Source organism: Streptomyces soli, assembly GCF_003999195.1.
GTDB classification, from domain to species: Bacteria; Actinomycetota; Actinomycetes; order Streptomycetales; family Streptomycetaceae; genus Actinacidiphila; species Actinacidiphila soli.
In genome coordinates, this window is sequence record NZ_RJVR01000354.1 from 1 (window position 1) to 25,624 (window position 25,624).

At 72.3% G+C, this 25,624-nt stretch carries 22 protein-coding genes and 2 pseudogenes; 10 read left to right on the plus strand and 14 right to left on the minus strand.

Going from position 1 to position 25,624, the window contains the following annotated elements:
- Positions 1–53: 53 nt before the first annotated feature.
- From EFK10_RS43175 to EFK10_RS43200, 6 genes are all read right to left on the minus strand, one after another.
- The gene (locus EFK10_RS43175; RefSeq protein WP_127356256.1) at positions 54–515 is read right to left on the minus strand and encodes a Crp/Fnr family transcriptional regulator; all 462 of its coding nucleotides are present in this window, start codon (positions 513–515) and stop codon (positions 54–56) included.
- A gap of 140 nt (positions 516–655) precedes the next feature.
- Entirely contained in the window at positions 656–1,168 is a 513-nt protein-coding gene (locus EFK10_RS43180) for a flavodoxin domain-containing protein (protein ID WP_127361104.1), read from the minus strand.
- 6 nt (positions 1,169–1,174) lie between these two features.
- Positions 1,175–1,432 (minus strand): SHOCT domain-containing protein, encoded by a 258-nt coding sequence (locus EFK10_RS43185; protein WP_127361105.1) that lies wholly within the window; start codon positions 1,430–1,432, stop codon positions 1,175–1,177.
- A 15-nt stretch (positions 1,433–1,447) separates the two neighbouring features.
- Positions 1,448–2,164 (minus strand): CBS domain-containing protein, encoded by a 717-nt coding sequence (locus tag EFK10_RS43190; protein WP_127361106.1) that lies wholly within the window; start codon positions 2,162–2,164, stop codon positions 1,448–1,450.
- A 29-nt stretch (positions 2,165–2,193) separates the two neighbouring features.
- Positions 2,194–4,911: a bifunctional acetate--CoA ligase family protein/GNAT family N-acetyltransferase gene (locus tag EFK10_RS43195; RefSeq protein WP_127361107.1), complete on the minus strand. Its 2,718-nt coding sequence runs from the start codon at positions 4,909–4,911 to the stop codon at positions 2,194–2,196.
- A gap of 118 nt (positions 4,912–5,029) precedes the next feature.
- Positions 5,030–5,614, minus strand: coding sequence for a CBS domain-containing protein (locus EFK10_RS43200; RefSeq protein ID WP_127361155.1), 585 nt, complete (start codon positions 5,612–5,614; stop codon positions 5,030–5,032).
- A 211-nt stretch (positions 5,615–5,825) separates the two neighbouring features.
- Between EFK10_RS43200 and EFK10_RS43205 the strand changes: the two genes are divergently transcribed.
- Positions 5,826–6,701 (plus strand): universal stress protein, encoded by an 876-nt coding sequence (locus tag EFK10_RS43205; RefSeq protein ID WP_127361108.1) that lies wholly within the window; start codon positions 5,826–5,828, stop codon positions 6,699–6,701.
- Between the two features lie 415 nt (positions 6,702–7,116).
- Here EFK10_RS43205 and EFK10_RS43210 read toward each other — a convergent pair whose 3' ends face one another.
- Together EFK10_RS43210 and EFK10_RS48210 are read right to left on the minus strand one after the other, a co-directional pair.
- On the minus strand, positions 7,117–8,820 hold the full coding sequence (locus EFK10_RS43210) for a SulP family inorganic anion transporter (protein ID WP_127361109.1): 1,704 nt from the start codon (positions 8,818–8,820) through the stop codon (positions 7,117–7,119).
- A gap of 117 nt (positions 8,821–8,937) precedes the next feature.
- Entirely contained in the window at positions 8,938–9,108 is a 171-nt protein-coding gene (locus EFK10_RS48210) for a hypothetical protein (protein ID WP_164836408.1), read from the minus strand.
- A 349-nt stretch (positions 9,109–9,457) separates the two neighbouring features.
- On the opposite strand from EFK10_RS48210, the gene EFK10_RS43220 reads away from it, so the two are divergent.
- The 7 genes and pseudogenes from EFK10_RS43220 to ppdK all read left to right on the plus strand — a co-directional run bounded on the left by EFK10_RS43220 (position 9,458) and on the right by ppdK (position 19,533).
- Positions 9,458–11,860: a phosphoketolase family protein gene (locus EFK10_RS43220; protein ID WP_127361111.1), complete on the plus strand. Its 2,403-nt coding sequence runs from the start codon at positions 9,458–9,460 to the stop codon at positions 11,858–11,860.
- Between the two features lie 146 nt (positions 11,861–12,006).
- Positions 12,007–12,636 (plus strand): hypothetical protein, encoded by a 630-nt coding sequence (locus EFK10_RS43225; RefSeq protein ID WP_127361112.1) that lies wholly within the window; start codon positions 12,007–12,009, stop codon positions 12,634–12,636.
- Positions 12,637–12,662: 26 nt separating this feature from the next.
- Positions 12,663–13,032, plus strand: a pseudogene (locus EFK10_RS43230) (type I glyceraldehyde-3-phosphate dehydrogenase); the annotation flags it as partial.
- 110 nt (positions 13,033–13,142) lie between these two features.
- Positions 13,143–13,457, plus strand: a pseudogene (locus EFK10_RS43235) (HAD family hydrolase); the annotation flags it as partial.
- Positions 13,458–13,459: 2 nt separating this feature from the next.
- Entirely contained in the window at positions 13,460–15,847 is a 2,388-nt protein-coding gene (locus EFK10_RS43240; RefSeq protein ID WP_127361114.1) for a glycoside hydrolase family 65 protein, read from the plus strand.
- A 116-nt stretch (positions 15,848–15,963) separates the two neighbouring features.
- The gene (locus EFK10_RS43245; RefSeq protein WP_127361115.1) at positions 15,964–16,863 is read left to right on the plus strand and encodes a universal stress protein; all 900 of its coding nucleotides are present in this window, start codon (positions 15,964–15,966) and stop codon (positions 16,861–16,863) included.
- Between the two features lie 39 nt (positions 16,864–16,902).
- Complete coding sequence (gene ppdK / locus EFK10_RS43250; RefSeq protein ID WP_127361116.1) at positions 16,903–19,533, plus strand: pyruvate, phosphate dikinase; 2,631 nt, start codon at positions 16,903–16,905, stop codon at positions 19,531–19,533.
- On the opposite strand, the gene EFK10_RS43255 is transcribed toward ppdK, so the two are convergent.
- The 6 genes from EFK10_RS43255 to EFK10_RS43280 all read right to left on the minus strand — a co-directional run bounded on the left by EFK10_RS43255 (position 19,526) and on the right by EFK10_RS43280 (position 24,499).
- Entirely contained in the window at positions 19,526–20,167 is a 642-nt protein-coding gene (locus EFK10_RS43255) for a CBS domain-containing protein (protein ID WP_127361117.1), read from the minus strand. The two genes, ppdK and EFK10_RS43255, sit on opposite strands and share 8 nt — an antisense overlap.
- Before the next feature lie 128 nt (positions 20,168–20,295).
- Positions 20,296–21,285 carry an Acg family FMN-binding oxidoreductase gene (locus EFK10_RS43260; RefSeq protein ID WP_240677828.1) on the minus strand — a complete coding sequence of 330 codons (990 nt, stop codon included), beginning with the start codon at positions 21,283–21,285 and terminating at the stop codon, positions 20,296–20,298.
- Between the two features lie 268 nt (positions 21,286–21,553).
- Positions 21,554–21,802 carry a hypothetical protein gene (locus EFK10_RS43265; RefSeq protein ID WP_240677829.1) on the minus strand — a complete coding sequence of 83 codons (249 nt, stop codon included), beginning with the start codon at positions 21,800–21,802 and terminating at the stop codon, positions 21,554–21,556.
- A gap of 44 nt (positions 21,803–21,846) precedes the next feature.
- Positions 21,847–22,503, minus strand: coding sequence for a pyridoxamine 5'-phosphate oxidase family protein (locus EFK10_RS43270; protein WP_127361118.1), 657 nt, complete (start codon positions 22,501–22,503; stop codon positions 21,847–21,849).
- 22 nt (positions 22,504–22,525) lie between these two features.
- Positions 22,526–23,596: a zinc-dependent alcohol dehydrogenase family protein gene (locus tag EFK10_RS43275; protein ID WP_127361119.1), complete on the minus strand. Its 1,071-nt coding sequence runs from the start codon at positions 23,594–23,596 to the stop codon at positions 22,526–22,528.
- A gap of 48 nt (positions 23,597–23,644) precedes the next feature.
- On the minus strand, positions 23,645–24,499 hold the full coding sequence (locus EFK10_RS43280) for a universal stress protein (protein ID WP_127361120.1): 855 nt from the start codon (positions 24,497–24,499) through the stop codon (positions 23,645–23,647).
- A 184-nt stretch (positions 24,500–24,683) separates the two neighbouring features.
- On the opposite strand from EFK10_RS43280, the gene EFK10_RS43285 reads away from it, so the two are divergent.
- The gene (locus tag EFK10_RS43285; RefSeq protein ID WP_127361121.1) at positions 24,684–24,881 is read left to right on the plus strand and encodes a hypothetical protein; all 198 of its coding nucleotides are present in this window, start codon (positions 24,684–24,686) and stop codon (positions 24,879–24,881) included.
- Entirely contained in the window at positions 24,878–25,342 is a 465-nt protein-coding gene (locus EFK10_RS43290) for a CBS domain-containing protein (protein WP_127361122.1), read from the plus strand. Before EFK10_RS43285 ends, EFK10_RS43290 begins: the two co-directional genes overlap by 4 nt.
- Positions 25,343–25,624: the final 282 nt, after the last annotated feature.

A 25,624-nucleotide genomic window follows, 5' to 3' on the forward strand; every position in this document is an offset into this window, starting at 1 on the left:
GGTGCCATGCATGGGGTCCTCCTTCACCGGGCCGGCGGTGAGCCGGACGGCGCTCATCGCAGGGGGCCGCTGCCGTGCGGTCCGTACAGGTCGAGCAGGCGGGTGCGGGCGCCCTGTAGCCGGTGCGCGACGATCTCGGCGATCCGGCGGGAGATGGCCCGCCCGAACACCGGGTCGGCCTCGCACAGGGCTCGCACCACGGTGGCGTCGAACTCCATTGCCCGTACGGGGCTTTGGGCTTCGGCGCCCAGATGCCAGGCGTACGGCGGGAAGAGCCACGACCAGCCGAGCAGGTCGCCGGGACCGAGGGTCTCGACGGCGGCGGCGCGGCGGCCGGGGACGTGGAGGTCGAGGGTGACCGAGCCGGTGTGGATGATCCAGAAGCAGTCGGCCTTGCGTCCTTCTTCGAAGATGCGGGTGCCTGCGGGGAAGGACACCTCGCGGGCGAGCTCCATCAGCCGCTCGCGGCCCTCCGGGGGCAGCACCCCGAGCAGGTTTGATGTGGTGGTGGTCATGACGGCCCTCCGGGCCAGTGATGTCGGTTCGGCAGCCACAGGAGCTGTCACCACCATCGTGGGACGATGCCGCTGTTCAGGGCATGGGCCGGGCGGTCCGGGTCGCCCGGCCGCTCGGCCCATGCGCTGCGTCACCGCGGTCAGCGATGTTCCGCGGCGGGGGTGAGCTCGGCGGCGATGTCGTGGGCCCACGTGCGGACCTGTTCGCGGTCGCGGAAGTCGCCGCCCTTGCCCTGCTGGAGGATCTGGCGGGCGATGAAGCCCTCGGCACCCTCGGTGAGCCTGCCGCCGAACGTCACGTGGTCGCGGGCGTCCAGCCGGGCGATGATGCGGGCCACGCCCCGCGCGGGCGGGATCTCGCGTTCCGTGGCCGAGGCGTCGAGCGGGCCGCTGCTGAACAGCCAGACCGGCCGCTGGGTGAGTGCCTGACGGTGCTGGCGGGCGAAACGGGCGGCGTCGCACTGCCAGCCGCCCGCGTACAGGCCCGCTCCCAGCACCACGGCGTCGTACGGTGCGATGTCGCGGACCGCGGCGGCGGACCGGACGTCGGTGTCGATGCCCTGCTCGCGCAGTTCCTCGGCGATCCACTCGGCGATCTCGGCCGTGGAGCCGTTCTTCGTGCCGTAGGCGATGAGTACGCGCTGTGCGGTCATCGTGGTTCACCTCGTCTTGTGTGGCGGCTCGCCTTGTTCCAAGGTGCCGAGACCCCGGTAGTACTCGTCGTCGTCGGATCTCGCCGCGCGCGAACCGCTCGCGAGCAACTGCTGCGGGGACGGCCCGGGGACGTGGGGCCCGGCCGCCGGGCGGCGGCGCACCAGCGCCACCGCGGCGATGGCCACCAGCGTCCAGAACCCGAGAGTCCCCAGGGCCATGAAGGCGTAGCCCCAGCCGTTCATGCCGTGGCCGTACATGTACACGGTGTCCGCCCTTCGTCAGAGCTTGCGGAGCCAGTCGTCGGCGACGCCGTGCACCGCCGGTTCGGCCGGGCGCAGCCGAGAGTCGTCGTAGCGGTGGGTGAGGTGGTTGACGACGGCGACCACGCCGTTGATCTGGCCGGTCATGTGTGCGGCGATGGTGACTTCGCTCTGCCGCTCCAGCCGGCCGTCCAGTGTGACGACGCCGTCGGTGACGGAGACGCCGATGGCGTGCGGGCTGAGCCACAGAGTGCGGACCAGGATCTCGTCGATCACCTCGGCGCGGATGTCCTCGTCGGTGCGGAGGAAGATCTGCAGCAGGTCGCGGCGGGTGACGATGCCGACCAGGCGGTTCTCCTCGTCCAGGACGGGCAGCCGTTCGACGCGGTGCTCGGCCATGGTGCGGGCGGCGCGGGCGATGGAATCGTCGGCGCGGACGGTGATCGGCGGGGTGGACATCAACTGCCCGGCGGTGCGGGCGCGGGCCTTGACGGCCGCCCTGCGTGCGGAGCGGGTCAGGCGGAAGCGCCGCATCCCGCCATACTCCTGTTCGGCCTGACGGATCATCAGGTCGGTCTCGGAGATGACCCCGATGACCTTCTCGTCCTCGTCCACGACCGGCAGGCCGCTGATGCGATGCTGCGCGAGCAGCGCCGCGACTTCCTTGAACGGCGTTGCGTACACCGCCCGGGCGACGTCGCTCGTCATCACGTTGCCGGTCTTCTGGTGCTTCATGGCGTTCTCCTTTCCGGCTTCTTCAGAGGTCAGCGGAGGCGGCGCAGGTACGGGTCGTGGGCGTGGCGGGGCAGAAGGCGGATGCGGACGTCGAGGGCGGTGATGCCGTCGGGCCGGGCGATGACCGGGTTGAGGTCCGCCTCGGCGAGCTGGGGCAGGTCGCTCGCCAGCTGCGACAGCCGCAGCAGCAGCTGCTCCAGCCCTTCCAGGTCGACCGGTCCGCTGCCTCGGTGGCCGAACAGCAGCGGGGCACAACGGGGTGCGGTGATCAGGTCGTGTACGTCGCGGTCGGTGAGCGGGGCGAGGCGGGCGGCGTGGTCGGCGAGGATTTCGGCGGCGGTGCCGCCGAGGCCGAACAGAACCAGGGGGCCGAAGACCTCGTCCTGGACCACGCCGGCGACCAATTCGGTGCCGCGCTTCGCCATGGGCTGGACCAGGACGCCGGTCATGACGTCACCGAACCGGGCCGACAGGTCACGGTAGGCGGCACGGACCTGCGCGGCGCCTTCCAGGTCGAGCAGGACCGCAGACTGGTCGCTCTTGTGCAGCAGGCCCGGCCAGTGGGCCTTGAGGACCACGCGGCCGTCGGCGAGGCGCGCGGCCGCGTCGATGGCTTCCTGCTCGGACTCGGCCCAGGCCTGCGGAAGGTGCGGGATGGCGTAGCGGTCCAGCAGGTCCGCACACGTACGGGGGTCGAGCCAGCCGCCCTCGGGGTTCACAGTGAGGAAGGCGTCAACGAGCGCATGGGCGCCTGCCGTGTCGGTGCCGGTCAGCTCCGGGACCGTACCCGGCGGCTGGGCGAGCCAGCGGGCGCGGGCGGCGGCGTGGGCCAGGGCCCGGGCGGCGTCCTGCGGGTCGGTGTACGCGGGGAGGGCGCCGCCGCCCGGGGTGCGCAGGAGCCGGACCCGGTCCGCCTGGTCGAGGAGGACCGCGGCGACCGTTCGGGAGGGCTGCTGCGGGGCGGCGTGGGTGAGGGCCCGGAGGGGATCGTCGCCGGTCGCGTCGGCCAGTGCGGTGGGCACCAGGGCCACCAGGACCGCGTCCACGGCACCGTGTGCGCAGAGCCGGTCCACGCAGGCCCGCAGGGTCTCGGCGCCCACGGCGGCGGTGGCGTCGACCGGGTTGGTGGCGCTCGCCCCTGCGGGGAGCAGGCCGATCAGCTCGGTGACCAGGCCGGTGGGAAGTTCGGGGACGGTCAGACCCGCCTCGGCGCAGGCGTCGGCGGCCAGGACGCCCGCGCCGCCCGCGTTCGACACGACGGCCACCCGGGCCCCGGCCGGGAGCGGTTGGGAGTGCAACAGGGCTGCGGTGTCGAGTAGTTCGCCGATCGTACGGGTGGCGATGACCCCGGCCTGGGTGAACAGCGCCTGCCGGGTCATCGTCGGCGTCGCGGCCGCGGCGGTGTGCGAGGCCGCGGCCCGCCTGCCTGCGGTGGAGCGGCCGGCGTCGACGGTCAGCACCGGCATCCGCCGGGCGACCCGTCGTGCCGTACGGGAGAAGGCGCGCGGATTGCCGAACGACTCCAGGTGCAGCAGGGCCAGGCCGGTACGGCCGTCGTCCTCCCACCACTGCAGCAGGTCGTTGCCGCTGACGTCGTACTTGTCGCCAAGCGACACAAAGCTCGACACGCCGATCCCGAGCCGTGACAGCCCGCCGAGCAGCGCGATGCCGACCCCGCCGGACTGCACCGCGACCCCGGCCGTGCCGGGTAGCGGGCAGTGCGCGGCGAACGTCGCGTCCAGCCGCACCGGCTCCTCGGTGTTGGCGATGCCCAGGCAGTTCGGGCCGACCAGCCGCATGCCATGGCGGCGGCACGTGGCCAGCAGGGCGGCCGCCTGACCGGAGTCGAGGCCGGACGTCAGGACGACCAGGGCGTGCACGTCGGCCTTGCCGCACTGCTCGGCCGTCTCCGGCACGGCGTGCGCCGGCACGGCGAGCACCGCGAGGTCGGGCGGGCGCGGAAGTGCGGTCACGGCAGGGAAGCAGGGTGTGTGCTCGATGGCGTGGGCATGCGGGTTGACGGCGTACAGGCGGCCGGTGAAGCCGGCACGGTGGATGTTCTTCAGGACCGCGCGGCCCACCGACCCCGGCTTGGTGCCCGCTCCGACCACCGCGATGGAGCTCGGGCGCAGCAGCGGCCGCAGGCTCGCGGCATCGGCGGTACGGCCGCGTTCGTCGACCGCCGACAGGTAGTGCTCGTCCGGGGTGAGCGTCACGGTGCAGTGCACTTCGGTGCCGTCGAAGCGGCGGGCAGTATTCAGACCGAGGTCGGAGAACACCTTGAGCATCAGGTGGTTGTCGGCCAGGGCATCGGCGGTGAAGGCCGTGATGCCGTCCTGGCGGGCGGCATGCACCAGGTGCTCCAGGAGCAGGGTGCCCACGCCGTAGTGGTGGAAGTCGTCGGCGACCGCCAGGGCGATCTCCGCAGAGGTGGGGGTCCCCCCGGCGGAGCCAGGGGGAGGATCCGTGCCGGTCTCGTACTCGGCGACGCCCACGATCCGGCCGTCGAAGGCGGCGATCAGAGTACGGTGGCCGGGCCGCCGCGGGGCACAGAGCCGGTCCGCGGCCATCCGGACCGAAAGCCGGCTCACTCCGAAGAACCGCAACCGCAGGTTCTCGGCCGACATCTCCTCGTACAACCGCAGCACCTGGTGGTGGTCCTCCGGCCGCGCGGGCCGTATCTCCACCGTCCGGCCGTCGGCCAGCAGCGCGTGGGTCGCTCGCACGCTGTGCGTGGTGTCAGTCATCGCGGTCCTCTTCTCCTCGGATGCCGTTTCCACGATCCGCCGACGCGCGGGTGACCGGCTGGGGCTGGCCGGGGGCGGGGAGAGGGCCGTTCGGCCCCGATCCGTCCGGCGCGGTCGGTCAGGCATTGAGCTTGTGACCCAGATGGCTCCGGACGTCGACCACACCGTCCACACCGCGGCACAGCCGCTCCAGGACGGGGGTGAGGCTCGCTTGTCCGACGGTGCCGTTCAAGGTGACGCGTCCGTCGACGACATGGACGGTCACGGAGTGGGGGGCGAGGCCCAGCGTCCGCGTGAGGACGTCGCCCTGGATCTCCTCGCGGATCGCGCTGTCCTGCCGCAGGAAGACCCGCAGCAGGTCGCTGCGGCTGACGACGCCGATCAGCCGACCGGCGTCGTCCACCACGGGAAGGCGCTTGACATGGTGGCTCTCCATCACCCGGGCGGCTTCCACGACGGTCCACTGCGGGCGGGCGACGACCGCCGGGCTGGTCATCAGCCCCTCAGCCGTGATCGCATCCGCCTCCCTGCGCAGCACGTCGGCTTCGGACACCACGCCCACGGGACGGTCCCCGTCGTCCACGACGGGGACGGCCGTAATGCCGTACTGAGCGAGAAGCTTGGCGATCTCCTTGAAGGCCGTGTCCCGGCCTGCGCGGACGACCTCCCTTGTCATCAGGTCCCTGACGCATCGATGCTGCATGGTCACGGCCGTCGCCTCCTTCGCCCGGTTGCCCCCTTACCTCCACTGTCCGCACGGAGGGCCGGCCGCGCGTGGGCCGGTCGGCCCTCCGTCCAGCGGCCGACCGTCCCCGATTGGGACCGCACCGGCCCCTCGCCCGCCATGACGGGACAGTGCCACGCTGCCAATGCGAGAGCTGCGATCGGCAAACGCACGAGAGGCGGTGGGGACGATGGAGTTTCCCCTGGTGGTCGGTGTCGACGGATCGGAATCAGGCCTGCAAGCGGTGGACTGGGCCGTGGGCGAGGCAGCACGGCACGAGGTGCCGCTGCGTCTCGTGTACGCGTCCCTGTGGGAGCGCTACGAAGGGAGGATGCCGTCCTTCGGCCCCGGCAGGCCGTCCGAGCGGGTCATGGCCGAGCACATCATCGCCTCTGCGGCGGAACGGGCCTGGCTGGGCAACCCGGACGTGAAGCTCTCCACCGACGTGCTGCCCGAGGACACCGTGTCGGCGCTCCTGCGCGAGGGCCGCGAAGCCTTCGCGCTCGTCACCGGGCACCGCGGCCGGGGCGAACTCGCCGGCGCGCTGCTCGGATCGGTCGGTCTGGCGGTGGCGTCCCGCGCCCAGTGCCCGGTGATCGTCGTACGCGGAGCACAGCCCAACGCCCAGGGCACCTTCGGCCGCGTGGTGCTCGGCGTCGGAGAAGCGGGCGAGGGCGAGGCGGCTGTGGCGTTCGCCTTCCGTGAGGCCGAACTGCGCGGCGGCGGGCTCGATGCCGTACGCGCCTGGCGCTGCCCGGCGCGCGAGCTGCCCGACTTTCCGACGCACCAGGCCGAGGCCGCCGATCCGCACCGGCGCGAGGCCGAGCGGCTTCTGGACGACGCGCTGCGCGCCCCGGCCCGTGAGCACCCAGGGGTTGCTGTGCGTCGTGAGACGCGCGAAGGCACGGCGCGCGACGCCTTGCTGGACGCGGCAGTCTCGGCGGATCTACTCGTGGTCGGTGCCCGGCGCAGGCACGGCTCCTTCGGCATGCAGCTCGGCCCAGTGAACCACGCGATGCTGCACCACGCCGCCTGCCCCGTGGCGATCGTGCCGCAGACGAGCTGACCCCCTCCCCGGCAACCGCCCGAGCCCGGCCCAGCGGTCCCCGGCAGACAGTGCCGAACGGCCCGTAGGCCGGGCTCGGCAGGCCCTGCCCTCCGTCTCGGCAAATGGCAGGCATCGAAGCAGGACGACGACGTACGCAGAAGTGCAGAAGTGAGGCAGCGATGACCGTGACAGCCCGAACGGGCATGGACACCGCGATCGGCGCATGGCGCGGCTTCGCAGGCCGGACCTGGCGCGAGCATATTGACGCGCGCGACTTCATCCAGGCCAACTACACCCCGTACGAAGGCAACGCGTCCTTCCTGACCGGCCCGACCGCACTGGGCCCCATCACCCACGCTCTGCTCCACCACTCCCACTGCCCGGTCCTCCTCGTCCCGGTCCCGTGGATCCGGAGGACGGAACCCACGCCTGACTACCTCCGGCGGCGGCGCCAGTCCTGGTACGCCGCCACGGCGGTGGGCAGCGTCGGGAAGATCCTTTCCGGGCCGATCGCCTCGGTCAGCCCGTACGCGTCCAGGTCGTCGCGCAGATCCTGCTTGACGCGAGCGAGGGCGAACACGATGCTGTGGCGGTCGAGTTCGCGGCGCAGGGAGTCCACTGCGTCCAGCGCGGTGATGTCGACCTCCACATTGGCTTCCGTGTTGAGGACGAACCAGGCCACCGGCCCCGGGTGCTCGTCGACAGCGGCCAGCGCCCGGCGGCGGAAGTCCTCGGCGTTGGCGAAGAACAGCGGCGAGTCGTAGCGGTAGATGACCAGGCCGGGGATCGTACGGGCCTGCGGGTAGTCGTCCACGTCGTGCATGCCGGCCACGCCGGAGACGAACCCCTCGACGGCGTCGTGCGGGCGGGCCACCCGGGCCAGCATCTCGGCGACCGACAGGCCGACGGCGACCAGCACCCCGTACAGGATGCCCAGCACGAGCACGCCGACCAGACAGCCCAGCGCCAGCATCAGTTCCCTGCGGCGGAACGAGCCCAGCCGCCGGAAGCCGGGCAGGTCGATCAGCCGGACGGCGGCGTAGACGACGATGGCACCGAGTACCGCAGCCGGGATGTGCGACAGCAGCGGGCTGAGGAAAAACAGCACCGTCAGCACCGCCGCGAACGCGACCAGCGAGTACGCCTGCGTACGGCTGCCCGCCGTGTCGCCCAGCGCCGTACGGCTGGCGCTGCTGCTCACCGGGAAGCCGTGCAGCACCCCGGCGCCGAGATTCGACGCGCCCAGGGCCAGCAACTCCTGGTTGGGGTCGAGCGAGTGCCCAACCCGTGCCGCGAACGCCCGCGCGGTGAGGATGACGTCCGTATAGCCGACCAGCAGCACACCGAGCGCGGGCAGCACCAGGTCCGCCAGGTCGCCGACGTCGGGCAGCGCAAGCCCCGGCAGACCCGCCGGTACGCTCCCGATCACCGCGATCCCGTGCCGGTCGAGGCCGAACGCGGCGACGACGGCGGTACCCAGGATCACGACCAGCAACGGCCCCGGCACCGCACGCCAGTACCGCTGCACCACAAAGAGGACCGCCAGGGCCAGCGCGGCGAAGACCGCCGTGGCCGGGCGGAGCTGCGGAAGATGCCGGGCAAAGGAGAGCAGCTGCGGGAAGAACTCCGTCCCGCGCACCGGCACCCCGGTCAGCCGGGACAGCTGGTCCACGATCATGGTCAGGGCGACCCCCGCCATATAACCGACCAGGACGGGCCGGGACAGCAGCTCCGCCACGAAGCCCAGCCGCGCCACCCATGCCAGCAGGCACAACAGCCCGACCACCGCCGCGAGGGCCGCCGCCAGTACGGTGTACCGCGTCTGGTCGCCGGCCGCGAGCGGCCCGACCACGGTGGCGGTCATCAGCGCAGTGGTCGACTCCGGCCCCACCGACAGCTGCCGCGACGAGCCGAGCGCCGCGTATAGCACCAGCGGCGCCAGAATCGCCCACAGCCCCACGATCGGCGGCAGCCCCGCCAGCCCGGCATACGCCATCACCTGCGGGACCAGATACGCCGCCACGGTCACCCCGGCCAGCAGGTCGCCGCGCAGCCAGGCCCGCCGGTAGCCGGCCAACACCGCGATCCCGGGCAGCAGCCGCTCCCAGGTCCGCCCCTTGTGAGGAGATTCGGTCAACGCCCGTCCCTCCGCCCGCCGACGTCTCTTCCTACGGCGAGGACTCTACGGGCGGAGAGAGGGCCGACCGGTCCGGGAACAGGACATTCGGCCCGGTGTTCGAACCGGGGTTACGAGTCAGGCTGACGGCAGGGCACCGAGTGAACCGCGTGAGGAGACGACGGCCATGAACACCACCCTGAACGCCCACTTCTGGACCTGTTCACTCTGCTGCTGATCGCCGGGACGCTGCTCACCGTCGCCACGACGCTCGCCACCGAGTCGTTCCTCGACCGCCGGCACGCTCACCGGCGCACACGGTCGGCCCAGGTCCGTCAGGCGCGGACAGCGCCCCGGCTGAGCCCGCGGCCGCTGCACCACACGCATCACTGACCGCCGGTGCTGTCGCGCACGACGGGGACGCCGCCGCCTCCCTCGCAGATCACCAGGATGCCGGCGGCTACCAGTTGGCGAATGACGGGAGCCTCGGCGCCAGCCGTCGCCGGTCCCGGTCGACCGGTGTAGGGCCGACCGATGAACGTGGCCCGATCCGGGCCTCCCCGACCGGGTACTGGGCCCATTCGGCCCAAGAGGCGGCGTGCGCGCGCACCGCATGGTGGAACGTGTACGGCTGCGTACCCCCATCGAGGAGGCCCTCATGACTCGGCCCGACCCCACCCGCGACGTCCCGGCAGCGGCTCCCGCCGTCCTCACCGACGGGGAGCTCCGGGCGCTGGACGCCCACTGGCGTGCCGCGAACTACCTGGCCGTCGGTCAGATCTATCTGATGGGTAATCCGCTGCTGGACGGGCCGCTGCGCCCGGAGCAGGTCAAGCCGAGGCTGCTCGGCCACTGGGGCACCTCGCCGGGCCTGAACCTGGTCCACACCCACCTCAACCGGGTCATCAAGGCCCGTGGCCAGGACGCCCTGTGCATCTGGGGTCCGGGGCACGGCGGACCGGCGGTGCTGGCCAACTCGTGGCTGGAGGGCACCTATTCGGACACGTATCCGGACGTGAGCCGGGACGCGGCCGGGATGGCCCGGCTCTTCCGGCAGTTCTCCTTCCCCGGCGGGGTGCCCAGCCATGTGGCCCCCGAGACGCCCGGGTCGATCCACGAGGGCGGCGAGCTGGGCTACGCCCTGTCCCACGCCTACGGCGCCGCGCTGGACAACCCGGACCTGCTGGTCGCCTGCGTCATCGGCGACGGCGAGGCGGAGACCGGGCCGCTGGCGGCGTCCTGGCACTCCAACAAGTTCCTCGACCCGGTCAACGACGGCGCCGTGCTGCCGATCCTGCACCTGAACGGCTACAAGATCGCCAACCCCGCCGTGCTGGCCCGCATCCCCGCGCACGAGGTCGACGACCTGATGCGCGGCTACGGCCACGAGCCCATCCACGTCACCGGCGACGAGCCGCTCACTGTCCACGCCGCCATGGCCCGGGCGATGGACACCGCCCTGGACCGGATCGCCGTCATCCAGCGCACTGCCCGCGAGGGGAACGTCACCGAGCGGCCCCGCTGGCCGGTCATCGTGCTGCGTACGCCCAAGGGCTGGACCGGCCCCGCCGAGGTCGACGGCCTGCCGGTCGAGGGCACCTGGCGGGCCCACCAGGTCCCGCTGTCGGCCGTACGCGACAACCCCGAGCACCTGCGGATGCTGGAGGCCTGGATGCGCTCGTACCGGCCCGAGGAGCTCTTCGACGCCGACGGCCGGCCGACCGAGCAGGTCCTGGCCTGCGTCCCCGAGGGCGAGCGGCGACTCGGCGCCACCCCGCACGCCAACGGCGGCCTGCTGCTGCACGAACTGCCCATCCCGCCGCTGGAGACCTACGCGGTCGAGGTCAACAAGCCCGGCGCAACCCTGCACGAGCCCACCCGGGTCCTCGGCAGCCTGCTGGAATCCGTCATGGAGGCCACCTCCAGCCGCCGCGACTTCCGCCTCGTCGGCCCGGACGAGACCGCCTCCAACCGGCTCCAGGCCGTCTACGCCGCCAGCGGCAAGGCATGGCAGGCCGAGGTCCTGGACACCGACGAACACCTGGACCGGCACGGCCGAGTGATGGAGATCCTGTCCGAACACACCTGCCAGGGCTGGCTGGAGGGCTATCTCCTCACCGGCCGGCACGGACTGTTCAACTGCTACGAGGCCTTCGTCCACATCGTCGACTCCATGGTCAACCAGCACATCAAGTGGCTGCGCACCACCCGCCGCCTGCCCTGGCGCCGCCCCATCGCCTCCCTGAACTACCTGCTCACCTCGCACGTCTGGCGGCAGGACCACAACGGCTTCTCCCACCAGGACCCCGGCTTCATCGACCACGTCCTGAACAAGGCACCGGAGGTCGTACGGGTCTACCTCCCGCCGGACACCAACACCCTGCTCTCCGTGGCCGGCCACGTCCTTCGCAGCCGCGACTACGTCAACGTCGTCGTCGCCGGCAAGCAGCCCTGCTTCGACTGGCTCGGCCTGGACGCCGCCCGCGCCCACTGCGCACGCGGCGCCGGCATCTGGGACTGGGCTGGCACGGAGCACGGCACCCAGGAACCCGACGTCGTCCTCGCCGCCGCCGGTGACGTGCCCACCCTGGAAGTGCTGGCGGCAGCTCAGCTGATCCGCCAGCACCTGCCGCAGCTGGCCGTCCGCGTCGTCAACGTCGTCGACCTCGCCCGGCTGCTGCCCAACGAGGAGCACCCGCACGGCATGTCCGACCCGGAATACGACGCGCTGTTCACCGGCGACAAGCCGGTCATCTTCGCGTACCACGGCTACCCCTGGCTGATCCACCGCCTCGCCTACCGCCGCACCGGCCACCGCAACCTGCACGTCCGCGGTTACAAGGAGATCGGGACCACCACCACGCCCTTCGACATGGTCGTCCGCAACGACCTCGACCGCTACCGGCTGGTCATGGACGTCATCGACCGCGTCCCCGGCCTTGCTGTCCGCGCCGCCCTCGTACGGCAGTTGATGGAGGACACCCGCCTTCGTCACCACGCGTGGATCCGCGAGCACGGCACAGACCTCCCCGAGGTCGCCGATTGGACCTGGAACGGCTGAACGGGCCCTGGGAACAGGGACGTTCGGCCCCGCACAGGGACCTGCCGACCCCTCCGCCCCCAGCCGTGACAGCGGGACATTGAAGGTGCAACGAGAAGCGAACAGCTACCACACAACGCCTCCAGAACTCTGAAGGGATGGGCATCATGGCAGTCCACGAGACCCCGCACCCGCGCCGTCACACGGGGTTCCACCTCCCGTCACTGCGCGGCTCCGGGACCGCTCCCGCGTCCGGTGAGGCCGCGACCGCGACGGCCACGGCGACCCGCGCGCACGTCTTCGCCGGCGTCCGGCTGCTGACCGGGTTCGTCTTCCTGTGGGCCTTCTTCGACAAGACCTTCGGCTGGGGTTACGCGACCGGCTCCGGCAAGGGCTGGATCGACGGCGGCTCGCCGACCAAGGGCTTCCTCAGCGGCGTCGCCGCCGGATTGATGGAGTCCACCTTCCACGACTGGGCCGGGGCCGGATGGGCCAACTGGCTATTCATGCTCGGCCTGCTCGGCGTCGGCCTCGCCCTCGTCAGCGGCGTCGCGCTACGGCTCGCCGCCGTCGCCGGCACCGCCATGATGGCGCTGATGTGGATGGCCGAATGGCCGCTCGCCAAGCACCTCTCGGACGGCTCGCTCAGCATGTCGCCCAACCCGCTGGTCGACTACCACATCATCTACGCCGCCGTGCTGGTCGCCCTCGCCGTCGCCTCCGCCGGCAACACCTGGGGACTCGGCAAGGCCTGGGCACAGCTCCCGATCGTCCGCGACCACAGCTGGCTGGTCTGATCCCATCGCCCATCCACCCACTCCCGGCCCGCCGCGCCGTCGGCCTCGTCGTCCCCGCCCTGGCCGGGGCCCTGGACGGCATCGCCGTCCAGGGCCCCGGCCGAGGACGGGTCGCTCACCGACCTCACCCTGCTGCTGCGCCGGCCGGTCACGCCCGAGGAGATCAACGCCGCCTTCACCGAGACCGCCGAGGGACCGCTGCGCGGCATCCTGCGGGTGAGCACCGCACCCATCGTCTCCCGCGACATCGTGGGCGACCCCGCTTCATGCGTCGTGGACGCCCCCCTCACTCAGGCACACGGCGACCTGGTGAAGGTCTTCGGCTGGTACGACAACGAGTGGGGCTACAGCAACCGCCTCCTCGACCTCACGGAACACGTCGCGGCGCGGTTGTGACTGCCGTCAGTCGTGGTGCCATGGAGGGGAAGCACGTCCCGCCGCGAAGGGATCCCCCCATGGCACCCGCGTCCCCGCTCGTTGTGCGACTGCGGACGGCACGGGCCGTGGTGCTGGACCGGGCAGGCGTACGGGACCTGTTCCGTGCCGTGGTGGACGGCGACGAGGCTGCCCGGCTGCGGCTGCCCGGCAAGCCGGACCCGGCGCTGTTCCTGGAGGCGGCGCGGCGGCTCGGTGTCCCGGCCGGGGACGCGGCCGTGGTCGAGGACGCGCTGGCCGGGGTGGAGGCAGGCAGACGCGGCGGGTTCGGCCTGGTGGTCGGCGTTGACCGGACCGACGGGCCGACCAGCGCCGCCGACCTGCGCGAGCACGGGGCCGACCTGGTGGTCGGTGACCTGGCGGAGCTGCTGACCGGGGAGGAGTGACGATGCCCGACTGGACCTGGAGCTACGAGGGTTACGACCCGGCGCAGGAGCGGCTGCGCGAGTCGCTGTGCACGTTGGGCAACGGCTACTTCGCCACGCGCGGCGCCGCCCCCGAGACCGCCGCCGGTCCGGCGCACTACCCGGGCACCTACGTCGCGGGCTGCTTCAACCGCCTGACCTCGCAGGTGGCCGGGCGCGCGGTCGAGAACGAGGACATGGTCAACCTGCCGAACTGGCTCCCGCTGCGCTTCCGGACCGACGGCGGTACCTGGTTCAGCCCGGACGCCGGTTCGGAGGGCGGTTCCCTGCTGGAGTACCGGCAGTCCCTCGACCTGCGTCAGGGCACCCTGACCCGCCGTATGCGGCTGAGAGACGGACAGGGCCGAGTACTGGCTGTCGAGCAGTGTCGGCTGGTGCACATGGGCGACCCGCATCTGGCCGCGCTGCGCACGGAGTTCACGGCGGAGGGCTGGTCGGGCGAGCTGGTGGTCGAGTCCGCGATCGACGGCGATGTCACCAACGCGGGCGTCGACCGCTACCGGGACCTGAACGGCCGTCATCTCACCCGCTGGCACACGGGCGCCTCGGGCACGGACACCGTGTGGCTGAGCTGCCGCACCTCGGCCTCCGACATCCGCGTCGCGATGGCCGCCCGCACCCGCGCTACGCAGGGCGTCCCGACGGCCCGTGTGCTCGAACCCGGGGCTCGCGCCGCTGTGCACCGCCTGACGGTGCCGGTCGCGGCCGGGCAGACGGTCGTCGTGGAGAAGACCGTGGCGCTGCACACCTCACGCGACCCGGCCATCACCGACCCCCAGCACGCGGCCATCGACCGGGTGCGGCGCGCACCGGACTTCCCCGGCCTGCTCGCCACCCACACCGCCGCCTGGGAACGCCTGTGGCGGCGCACTGAGCTGGAGGTGCCGAACGAGGCCGGTCACGTCCTGCGGCTGCACCTGTTCCACGTCCTGCAGACGCTGTCCCCGCACACCGCCGAGCTGGACGTCGGCGTACCGGCGCGGGGGCTGCACGGCGAGGCGTACCGGGGCCATGTCTTCTGGGACGAGCTGTTCGTCCTGCCCTATTTGAACCTCCACCTTCCCGAGGTCTCCCGGGCCCTGCTGGCCTACCGCCACCGCAGACTCGGCGCCGCCTGCCGGGCGGCGGCCGAGGCCGGACGCAAGGGCGCCATGTACCCGTGGCAGAGCGGCAGCGACGGTCGCGAGGAGACCCAGTCCCTGCACCTCAACCCGCGTTCCGGCCGCTGGCTGCCCGACCACTCCCGGCTCCAGCGCCACGTCGGCTCCGCCGTCGCCTACAACGTGTGGCAGTACGGCCAGGCAAGCGGGGACACCGAGTTCCTGCACACGGCGGGCGCGGAGATGCTGCTGCAGATCGCTCGCTTCTGGGCCGACACCGCCACCTGGGACCCCTCGTACGAGCGCTACCGCATCCGCGGTGTCGTCGGCCCCGACGAATACCACGACGGGTATCCCGGCGCCGACGCACCCGGGCTGGACGACAACGCGTACACCAACGTCACGGCCGCCTGGGTACTGGCCCGTGCCCTGGACCTCGCCCGTGCACTGCCGGGCCCGCGCCGCAAGGAGCTCTTCGAACGCATCGCCTTGGAGCCGGCCGAACTGGAGCGGTGGGAGGACGTCTCCCGCCGTCTGCGGGTGCCCTTCCACCAGGGCGTCATCAGCCAGTTCGAGGGCTATGGCGACCTCGTCGGGCTCGACTGGGACGGCTACCGCAAGCGGTACGGCGACATCCGGCGCCTGGACCGGATCCTGGAGGCCGAGGGCGACACCGTCAACCGCTACCAGGCCTCCAAACAGGCCGACGTGCTGATGCTCGGCTACCTCTTCTCGCCCGCCGAGCTGGCCGGCCTGTTCGGGCGCCTCGGGCATCCCCTCGACGACGACACCTGGCGCACGACCGTCGACCACTACCTCGCCCGCACCAGCCACGGCTCCACCCTCAGCGGCCTTGTCCACGGCTGGGTGCTGACCCGGTCCCGGCGCGCCGAGGCGTGGCCGTACTTCCAGGAGGCCCTCACCGGTGACGTGGCCGACCTGCAAGGGGGCACCACCGCCGAGGGCATCCACCTGGGCGCCATGGCCGGCACCCTCGACCTCGTACAGCGCGGCCTGACCGGTCTGGAGACCCGGGAGGACGCCCTGTGGCTCGACCCGGCGCCGCTGCCGGAACTAAAGGAATTCGGCTTCTCCGTACGCTACCGGGGGCATTGGGGGGTGGGCCTGCGGGTGCGTTCCGGGCGGCTGGGCATCAGTGTCCCGGATTCCGAGGAGGCGCCGATCCGCGTCGTCCTGGGCGGCCGCACTCTCACGATCGCCCCCGGCGACTCCCGCACGCTCGACCTCTGACCGCACGACCCGCCCGCATGGGCCGGTCGGCACAGGGGCAGGGACCTGCGACCCCTCCCTCGGCTCCTGGCCGGCCGGGAGCATGGAATCGGGATCCCATGAAGGAGGTCGGCACCATGTCACGCACCGTTGTCGCAGGTCTGGACGGTTCACCGGAGAGTCTGGTCGCAGCGGACTGGGCTGCCCGTGAGGCCGGGCTCCGCGGGGTGCCGCTGCGCCTCGTGCACGCTTGGGACTGGCAGCCGTACTCGTACGCCCCGCTCGCCGGAACCGAGCCCCAGCGCCACTGGGCCGAGCGTGTGCCGCGGGAAGCGACGCAGGAGCTGCGGCGGCGCCACCCCGATCTGCGGATCGACGCGGAACAGGTCAAGAAGCAGCCGGTCGACGCGCTGCTGGCCGCTGCCGGGGAAGCGGAGCTTCTGGTGCTGGGGTCGCGCGGCCTGAGCGGGATCGGGGGATTCCTGGTCGGCTCGGTCGCGCTCTCGGTCGTGGCCCACGCGACTCGGCCGGTGGTCCTGGTCCGGGCGGGCGAGCGGGAGGAGGACGAGCACCTGCGCGATGCCTCCGGGCAGCCTTCCACGCACTCGCCGTACCGGGACGTCCTGCTCGGCCTCGACCTGGCACGGCCCAGCGACACCGTGATCGAGTTCGCCTTCGACGCCGCCCAGCGCCGCGCCACCGGGCTGCGCGTCATCCACGGCTGGAGCCTTCCGCCCTACTACGGCTACGGGGCCACCATCGACCCCCGGCTCAGCGCCGAACTCGCCGAGCAGCAGACGGGCGCCCTGGCCGAGGCGCTGCTCCCGTGGCGCGAGAAGTACCCCGCTGTCGACGTGACCGCACACGCGGCGGTCGGCCCGGCCGCCAACCACCTCGTCGACGCGGCAGCCGAGGCGTCTCTGGTGGTCGTGGGCCGCCGCACCCGCGGTGTGCCCGTCGGCGCCCGCATCGGCCCGGTCACGCATGGCGTGCTGCACCACGCCGCCGCGCCCGTCGCGGTCGTCCCGCACGACTGAAACCGCCATCCGACAGATGTGAGAAGGGGAAGGCCCGTCATGCCGAAGTACGTGTACGGATTCGCCGAGGGCCGCCGCGAGATGGCGGACCTCCTGGGCGGCAAGGGTGCCAACCTGGCGGAGATGACCCGCCTCGGTCTGCCGGTGCCGCCCGGCTTCACCGTCACCACCGAGGCCTGCCGGGCCTTCCTCGCCGACGGGGAGGAACCCGACGGCCTGGGCGAGGAGTTCGGGGTCCACCTCACGGCGCTGGAGGCGCGCATGGGGCGGCGTCTGGGCGACCCGGACGACCCGCTACTGCTGTCGGTACGCTCGGGAGGGCGGTTCTCCATGCCGGGGATGATGGAGACGGTCCTGGACATCGGCCTGAACGACGACTCCGTACACGGCCTGGCCAAGGCCTCCGGGCGTGAGCACTTCGCCTGGGACTCCTACCGGCGCCTCATCCAGATGTTCGGCAGCACCGTGATGGGCGTCGACGGCGAGCTGTTCGCCGCCGCGCTTGCCCGCCGACCCGAACCGGACGACGTGCGGCTGCTGGCCGAGGACTTCAAGGCCATCTTCCGCGACGCCACCGGCGAGGAGTTCCCGCAGGAGCCCACCGAGCAGCTGCAACGCGCGATCCACGCCGTCTTCCAGTCCTGGAACGGCGAGCGCGCCCGCCTCTACCGCAGCCGCGAGCACATCCCCGACGACCTCGGCACCGCCGTCACCGTCCAGACCATGGTCTACGGCAACCTCGGCCCCGACTCCGGCAGCGGCGTCGCCTTCACCCGCGACCCGGCCACCGGCCGCCCGGGCACCTACGGCGACTACCTGCCGGACGCACAAGGCGAGGACGTCGTCGCCGGGGTGCGCAACGCCCTGCCGCTGGAACGGCTCGAAGAGCTCGACCCGCTGACGTACACGCGACTGCGCGACTACATGCGGATCCTGGAGGAGCACTACCGCGACCTGTGCGACATCGAGTTCACCATCGAGCACGGCAGGCTGTGGATGCTCCAGACCCGGGTCGGCAAGCGCACCGCCGAGGCCGCCTTCGCCATCGCCGCCCAGCTGACCGACGACGGCACGATCGGCCCGGACGAGGCGCTGGACCGGGTGAGCGGGCAGCAGCTGGCCCGGCTGATGTTCCCGCGCTTCGACGACACGGCGGCCGGCACCCCGCTCGCCCACGGCATCCCCGCCTCGCCCGGCGCGGCCGTCGGCGCCGCGGTCTTCACCTCCGCCGAAGCCGTCCGCCGAGCCGCCGCCGGGGAACAGGTCGTGCTCATACGGCGTGAGACCACCCCGGACGACCTGCCGGGCATGGTCGCCGCCCAGGCGGTCCTGACCAGCCGCGGCGGCAAGACCAGCCACGCCGCCGTGGTCGCCCGCGGCATGGGCAAGACCTGCGTCTGCGGCGCCGAGGAACTCACCGTCGACCTGGCCGCCCGGCACTTCACTACCCGCGACGGCACCGTGGTCGCCGAGGGCACGGTCCTGTCCGTGGACGGCACCGCGGGCACCATCCACCTCGGCGCTCTGCCGCTCGTCGGCTCGGCGGTGATGCGGTCCTTCGAGACCGGCGACGAGTCCGCGACCGGCACCGCCGCCGTGGCCCGCGTCATGCGGCACGCCGACTCCGTACGCCGCCTCGGCGTGCGGGCCAACGCCGACACCCCGCAGGACGCCGCCCGCGCCCGCCGCTTCGGCGCCCAGGGCATCGGCCTGTGCCGCACCGAGCACATGTTCCTCGGCGAGCGCCGCCCACTGGTCGAGGCCATGATCCTCGCCCGTACGGATGACGAGCGCGAACGCGCCCTTGCGGCCTTGCTGCCGCTCCAGCGCGAGGACTTCACCGGAATCCTGGCGGCCATGGACGGCCTGCCCGTCACCATCCGCCTCCTCGACCCGCCGCTGCACGAGTTCCTGCCCGACCGCACCGACCTCGCCGTCCGTATCGCCTCCGTCGAGGCGGTCGGTGGCACCCCGGACGCCCGCGACCTGCGGCTTCTGGAGGCCGTCGAGCGCACCCACGAGGAGAACCCGATGCTCGGCCTGCGCGGCGTGCGCCTCGGCCTGGTCGTGCCGGGCCTGACCGCCATGCAGGCACGGGCCATCGGCGAGGCGGTCGCGCAGCGCCGGCACGGCGGAGGCGACCCGCGCGCGGAGATCATGGTCCCGCTCACCGCCACGGTGGAGGAGCTGCGGATCGTCCGCGACGAGATGGAACAGGTCCTGGCCGCGGTGTCCGAGGAGACCGGCACCGATGTCGGCTGCCCCGTCGGCACTATGATCGAGCTGCCCCGGGCGGCGCTCACCGCCGGCCGGATCGCCGAGGCCGCGGAGTTCTTCTCCTTCGGCACCAACGACCTGACCCAGACCACCTGGGGCTTCTCGCGCGACGACGTCGAGGCGGCCTTCTTCTCCACCTACCTCGCCAAGGGCATCTTCCCGGTCTCGCCGTTCGAGACCCTCGACCGCGACGGAGTGGGCCGCCTGGTGCGGATCGCCGTCACCGAGGGCCGTGCCTCCCGGCCCGGCCTGAAAGTCGGAGTCTGCGGCGAGCACGGCGGCGACCCCGACTCGGTCCACTTCTTCCACCAGGCCGGCCTGGACTACGTCTCCTGCTCGCCCTTCCGGGTCCCGATCGCCCGCCTGGAAGCTGGCCGCGCCGCGCTCAGCTGACGGTTACCGGAGGGCTGGAGGTGATGTCGAAGGTGACATCCACGACGCCCTCGACGGTACGGACCAGCCGGGCTGCCAGCGGCACCACCGAGGTGTCGTGGACGAGGCCGCCGAGCGTCACGACACCCTCGTCCACGCGCACCTCCACGGACTCCCAGGAGGCGGGCAAACACTCGGCGGCCACGCGGCGTACGTCCCGCGCGATGTCCGCGTCCGGCCGCACGAACACCTTGAGCAGGTCACCGCGGCTGACCACGCCCCTCAGCCGGCCCTCGGCGTCGACCACGGGCAGCCGCTTGACCCGGTGCAGCGCCATGGCCCGCGCGGCCTGGGCGAGAGAGGCGTCCGCGCGGACGGTGACGGCGGGAGCCGTCATCAGCTGCCCGGCGGTGACCGCTTCGGCCCTGGCCGTCTCTCCGCCGGGGAGCGGAGCGACGTCGCGGGCCTCCTCCTTGCGCAGCAGGTCCGCCTCGGAGACCACTCCGATCACCCGGTTCCGGCCCTCCAGGACCGTTACGGCGCTGACCTTCCACTTCGCGAGCGTCCGCACGATCTCCTTGAACGACGCACCGCGGGCCACGGCCACGACGGTCGAGGTCATCACATCGCCCACGGTCGGCGGGTTCGGGATCATGGCTGCCTCCTTCACCGGAACGTCCGGGCTGTCCAGACCATCGTCGAACGACCACGAGGTCCCGGGCAGGGGCCGTCCGGTCGCTGCCCGGGACCCAACGGCCCCCTTGTCGGGGCGCGCGTCGCGGCTCAGGCGATATCGAAGACGTCTCGCAAGGGGCGGCGCGCTGTCATGGGGCCTGGGGGGCCGTAGCCGAGGCGCAGCACCATCTGCACGTACCCCATCCCTGACTGCGGGTCGCGCACCATCCAGCGCAGATCGGACCATTCGAGGGCGTGCGAGGTGAGCGAGGTGGACAGCCCGTTCACGGTGGCCAGGAGCAGGACGCGCTCCATCGCCTCGCCCGCGCGCAGCCAGTCGCTGTGCCGGTCGTCGGCCGTGCCCAGCAGCACCAGATGCGGTGATTTCTCGAACTCGGCCGCGCCGCGGCCGGCCACCGGGCGCCTGCCTGCGAAGTCGCGCACTGGAGCACGCCCTCCCCGCTTGCGGGGCCCGAGGGCGGACTCCGGGATCCCGTCGGTTGCCGTGGCTGCGGCACCGGCGCCGATACGGGTCCAGCGGGCCAGGTCCTCGGAGCGGCCCGGGTCCGTCGCGTCGCGCCCCTCCGCGTCGTGCACCAGGTCCAGCAACGCCTGCGCATGCCACTCACCGGGGAAGATCAGCTGCGCTCCCTCCAGACGGGCGGCCTCGGCCAGGGCTGCCTGCACGGCGTTCGGGATGTCCTTCTCCTCGAACGGATGGCGGCTGGTGTGCCGACGGCGGATGGCGGGATGCAGAACGGCGAGGGCGCTGTCGGGGTGCGCGGTGTCGGCCAGTCGGACCGTGGCCAGCAGTTGCGGGTCCGCAGGGTCTGGCAGTAGCTCGGTGACCGGCTCCCAGCCCGCTCGGGCGGTGGCGACACGCAGGTTGAACAGGGCCGCGCCGCAGCCGAGGTGGAGGGCACGGGTGTCGGGGTCGGAGTGCGGCATGGTGCGTTCGAGGTCCGAGCGCACATGGAACGTGCCGCGGGCGCGGAAGAAGCGGAACCGCCACGGCTGCGCGTTGTGCATGGATGGGGCGGCTGTGGCGTCCTCGACGAGGGCGGTCACAGTCTTCGTGTCGAGTGTTCGGACCGGCACCGGGGGCCTCCCTCCGGCAAACGACGGGCCTGATGGCGAAGGCGATCCGTCTCTGCCTCCACTATTCCACGATGGGCCCGGCCTGCTCCCCGGAGACGGCGGTGGCCGAGTTCCGCGGCACCGCTCGGTACGGGCCGCCCTACGGCGCGGGCTCCGTTCGCCATGATCAGGGCCGGGTAGATGTCTCCAGGACCTTGGAGACGATGATCGACACCTTCTCCATGGTGATATCGGCCATGGTGGACACCGTTCGTTCCTGCAGGGGCGGTCAGGCGTGCTGGTGGGTCTTGCCGCGCCGGGGCATGGCCGAGCCGATGCCGGGCAGATCACGGCCGGGCAGCAGGCGGTTCCAGTACAGCCACTGGAACGCCCGCTTGCCGAGGTGGTTGAGGCGGGACTCCTTGAGCAGCGGCAGGCCCATGGAGACCGGATAGTGGCCGGGCAGCGGCTCGGTGTCGTATGCGCCTGTCCCTGTGCCCCGCTGTCCGCCGGGCTGACAGCGGGGCGCGGGGGCCAACTGTCCTTCTGGGCTTACCCGTTCGGGCACACTCACGGCAGGCGTCAGCGCACCAGGATCCGCCGTCCCGTGACGCGCACCGGTTCGATGCGCACCCACAGCTCACGGTCGCCGCCCGCCCACGGCCCGGTGCGGGCCGCGTCGGCGAGCCGCCGGACGGCGCCCGGGTCAGTGACGTGGTCGGCGTGGCCCACCACCAGCACGCTCCAGCCCTGGCTCAGCGCCTCGTCGATGTGGTCGACCTCGAACGCCGTCTCGGTGCCGGCGGCCAGTGCGGGCGTGGCGCCGGCCGCCGTCCTGAAGGCGACGGCGCGGTCCGCGACGGTGTAGTTGACCGGGGCGATGGCGGGGCCGTCGGGCGTGGACACCGCGATGCGTCCCACCCCGTGCGTGGCCAGGTGGGCCCAGCACTCATCGGGCGCCAGCTCCACCAGTTCGGGATGGCGAGCCGCCCGGCCGGTGCCGGGCGGCAGGTCGGCGTCGCCGCCGTGCAGGCGGCTGAGGGAGGTCTCCAGTGCCTCGGCCAGCCGCAGCATGAAGCCCAGGTCCGGCGCTGCGGCGGGCTGTTCCTCCACGTACTGCAGGTACCCGGGTGCGGTGCCCGCGCGGTCGGACACCTGTTCCCGGGTGAGGCCCAGCTGCTCGCGCCGCAGGGCGATCCGGCGGCCGATGTCCCCGGTGGCCTTCGTCTGCTCGGTCATGGCCGGTCACGTCCTCTCATGTTCACGCGGTCGTGAGAGCCACCGCGTCGTGGTGCTTGCCGCCGAGCACGACCTTCAGCGCGCCGGTGTCGGCCGCCCGGGAGAAGACGTCGTACGCCTCCTCCATGGCGTCGAGTTCGAAGCTGTGGGTGACCAGCGACGACGCGGGCAGCCGCCCGGCGGTCATCATCCGCAGCAGGGTGGGGGTGGAGTACGTGTCGACAAGCCCGGTTCGGATCGTCACGTTCTTGAGCCACAGGTCCTCCAGGTGAAGCGTCGCGGGCTTGCCGTGCACGCCGACGTTGGCCACGTGCCCGCCCGGGCGCACCATGCGCGTGCACATCTCGAAGCTCTCGGGCACGCCCACCGCCTCGATGACCACGTCCGCCCCGAGGCCCTCGGTGAGGTCCGCGACCAGCCGTTCGGGGCCTTCGGCGACGTTGGCCACAGCGTCCGCGCCGAGCTGCTTGGCCGCCTCCAGGCGGGGCTGTGCGAGGTCGACCGCGATGATCCTGCCCGGCGAGAACAATCGTGCCGTGGCGATCACGGCGAGCCCGATGGGCCCGGCCCCGACCACGACGACCGTGTCCCCGGGGCGGACCTCGCCGTTCAGGACACCCACCTCGTAGGCGGTGGGGAAGATATCGGCCAGCAGCACCGCGTCCTGGCTGTCCACCGCGCCGGGCAGCGGGTGCACGGACAGGTCGGCGAAGGGCACCCGTGCGTACTCGGCCTGCGTGCCGTTGATCAGGTGGCCGAGGATCCAGCCCCCGCCGCCACGGCACTGCCCATACGCGCCTTCCCGGCAGTACCGGCACCGCCCGCAAGCCATGATGCAGGAGACCAGCACCCGGTCCCCGGGCCGGACCGTGCGGACTTCGCTGCCTACCTCGACGACCTCGCCGACGGCCTCGTGGCCGAGGATCGTGCCGGACCGGACGTCCGGCACATCACCTTTGAGGATGTGCAGGTCGGTGCCGCAGATGGTGACGGCGTCGACGCGGATGATCGCGTCCGCGGCGTCCTCGATGCCGGGGTCGGAGACGTCCTCCCAGGCGGACTGCCCAGGACCGTGGAAAACGAATGCCTTCATGACCGTTCCCTTCGTGCGTTGTCTCGTGTGGTCATCCGCGCGGGCCGATCACTCGTGCGGGACGATTACGACCGGGCAGGCGCCGTGGTGCACCACGGCCTGGAGCACGGGCCCGATGCGTGCCCCCATGCCATGCGGGTGCGCAGGGCGGCCCACGATCAGGAGCGCCGCGCCGGACGCCGCGCTCACCAGCCTGCGGGCCGGACTGCCGGAGGCGACCTCCTCGCAGACCCGCACCTCGGGGAACTTCGCCCGCCAGGGCTCCAGCGTCGCGCTGAGCGCGCGTCCCGAACCCTCCCGCGCGTCGCGCAGGTCGGTGTCGCCCAGCCATGGAGCGTGGCTCAGGACCCCGGGAACCCGTCCTGCGTGGACAGCACGCAGGACGCTGCCGCGACGGGCGGCGGCGGCGAAAGCGAATTCAAGGACGCTGTCGCACGGTCGCCGCAGTGTGAGCCCCACGATCACCTCGCCCCCAGCGGCATCGCCGTTGTCGGCCCGTACCAGCACCACGGGAGCGATCACCGTGGCCGCGAGCTCCATGCCGGTCGATCCGAGGAAGAAACCGGCGACGGACCCGACCTCGGGGCAGCCGAGCACGAGCACCTGCGCGCGCTCCGCCTCCGTAAGCAGCACACCGGCGGGAAAGCCGGAAACCTGCTCCGCGTCGATGACCAGGTCCGGGTACGCGATGGCCAATTCGGCCCGTGCCGTCCGCAGGGCCCGTTCCGCCCAGTGGTGCCAGGCCGCCTCCCGCTCCGGCAGCAGTTCCGGCTGCGGCTCCGCGGGCCAGGCGTTCACCAGCCTCAGCGGCACGCCCCGCAACCGCGCCTCACGGGCGGCCCAGCCGGCCGCGGCAAGACTCTCCCGGGAACCGTCCAGCCCCACCGTGACAGGGCGCGCCATGACGGCCTCCTCTGGCTCGGGGGCGGCGATACGCCCCCGTTTGGGATCCCCTGTCTTCCAGCTTGGTCCGCCGCCCGGCGGGGCGCATGGGCCACTCGGACCCCGTACCCGGGTCACGCGACCCGCGCCGCGTACAGGCCGTAGCGTGGACACTCAGGTAATCCGCTCCGCGAAGGAGACGGCCATGGCAGCCAACTGCACGATGGCCACGGACGGCACGGCGCGCGTCGCCACCACCGCACTCCGCCTTACCGTGCCGGATCTGTCGCCCGAGCGCACCGCCGCACTGCTCGCCGTGGTCGAGCGGTGCACCGTTCACAACACCCTCGAGCGTCCACCCGAGGTCACTTTCGACGTCGTCCGAGAGGGGACTGGGCCATGAAGGTCTCGGAGTACATGATGGCGCCCCCGGTCACGGTGTCCCCGGACACCACCGTCCGGCAGACGGCTCTCCGCATGGAAGACGCTGCAGTGGGGTCCGTCCTGGTCGCGACGGGCGACCGCCTGCAGGGCATCGTCACCGACCGTGATCTGGTGGTGCGGTGTCTCGCGCAGGGCGGCGACCCGGACACCGCGGTATCCGACCTGATGTCCCCGTCCGTCGCCACGCTGGATGCCACCGATGACGTCGAGGCCGCCTACCGGACCTTCCGCAGGGCCGGGGTGCGACGGCGCCCCGTCCTGGACGGACACCGGCTCGTCGGCGTGCTCACCGTCGATGATCTGTTCCTGGATGTCTTCCAGCGCCTCGCGGACCTGCTCGGTTCCGTCGCCTGGAGCGTCCTGCGCGATCCGCCCGAGCTGGCGGCCCTGCGGCGCCCCACGGCCCCGGCGAAGGGCTGAGCCTGCCCCGCAGGCCCCGGACGCCTCAGGTTCCGCGGCCCGACGGACGACGAAGCCGCGCTTTCGGACAGCGTGGTCCTTGACGCGACGTCGTCGTACGAGGTCAGACAGGCGGCCCTTCCGGACAGGAGAAACCTCGGCTTCCGCACGGCAGCGGTGCGCCTACCGGGTGCGCGGGCCCACCGGGAGCTGCCGCCCGGGCATCCCGACCTGTCGGACGCCCTGCCGGCCGCCAGCCCGTCCACAATGGCAGACCAGGCCAATCGGCCCATTCCATTGTGA

What these genes read in the sequence shown, in the direction of transcription:
- EFK10_RS43175 (WP_127356256.1), bottom strand. Translation starts at nt 515, where the DNA reads ATGACCACCACCACATCAAACCTGCTCGGGGTGCTGCCCCCGGAGGGC.
- EFK10_RS43180 (WP_127361104.1), bottom strand. Translation starts at nt 1,168, where the DNA reads ATGACCGCACAGCGCGTACTCATCGCCTACGGCACGAAGAACGGCTCC.
- EFK10_RS43190 (WP_127361106.1), bottom strand. Translation starts at nt 2,164, where the DNA reads ATGAAGCACCAGAAGACCGGCAACGTGATGACGAGCGACGTCGCCCGG.
- EFK10_RS43195 (WP_127361107.1), bottom strand. Translation starts at nt 4,911, where the DNA reads ATGACTGACACCACGCACAGCGTGCGAGCGACCCACGCGCTGCTGGCC.
- EFK10_RS43200 (WP_127361155.1), bottom strand. Translation starts at nt 5,614, where the DNA reads ATGCAGCATCGATGCGTCAGGGACCTGATGACAAGGGAGGTCGTCCGC.
- EFK10_RS43205 (WP_127361108.1), top strand. Translation starts at nt 5,826, where the DNA reads ATGGAGTTTCCCCTGGTGGTCGGTGTCGACGGATCGGAATCAGGCCTG.
- EFK10_RS43220 (WP_127361111.1), top strand. Translation starts at nt 9,458, where the DNA reads ATGACTCGGCCCGACCCCACCCGCGACGTCCCGGCAGCGGCTCCCGCC.
- EFK10_RS43225 (WP_127361112.1), top strand. Translation starts at nt 12,007, where the DNA reads ATGGCAGTCCACGAGACCCCGCACCCGCGCCGTCACACGGGGTTCCAC.
- EFK10_RS43240 (WP_127361114.1), top strand. Translation starts at nt 13,460, where the DNA reads ATGCCCGACTGGACCTGGAGCTACGAGGGTTACGACCCGGCGCAGGAG.
- EFK10_RS43245 (WP_127361115.1), top strand. Translation starts at nt 15,964, where the DNA reads ATGTCACGCACCGTTGTCGCAGGTCTGGACGGTTCACCGGAGAGTCTG.
- ppdK (WP_127361116.1), top strand. Translation starts at nt 16,903, where the DNA reads ATGCCGAAGTACGTGTACGGATTCGCCGAGGGCCGCCGCGAGATGGCG.
- EFK10_RS43255 (WP_127361117.1), bottom strand. Translation starts at nt 20,167, where the DNA reads ATGATCCCGAACCCGCCGACCGTGGGCGATGTGATGACCTCGACCGTC.
- EFK10_RS43270 (WP_127361118.1), bottom strand. Translation starts at nt 22,503, where the DNA reads ATGACCGAGCAGACGAAGGCCACCGGGGACATCGGCCGCCGGATCGCC.
- EFK10_RS43275 (WP_127361119.1), bottom strand. Translation starts at nt 23,596, where the DNA reads ATGAAGGCATTCGTTTTCCACGGTCCTGGGCAGTCCGCCTGGGAGGAC.
- EFK10_RS43280 (WP_127361120.1), bottom strand. Translation starts at nt 24,499, where the DNA reads ATGGCGCGCCCTGTCACGGTGGGGCTGGACGGTTCCCGGGAGAGTCTT.
- EFK10_RS43285 (WP_127361121.1), top strand. Translation starts at nt 24,684, where the DNA reads ATGGCAGCCAACTGCACGATGGCCACGGACGGCACGGCGCGCGTCGCC.
- EFK10_RS43290 (WP_127361122.1), top strand. Translation starts at nt 24,878, where the DNA reads ATGAAGGTCTCGGAGTACATGATGGCGCCCCCGGTCACGGTGTCCCCG.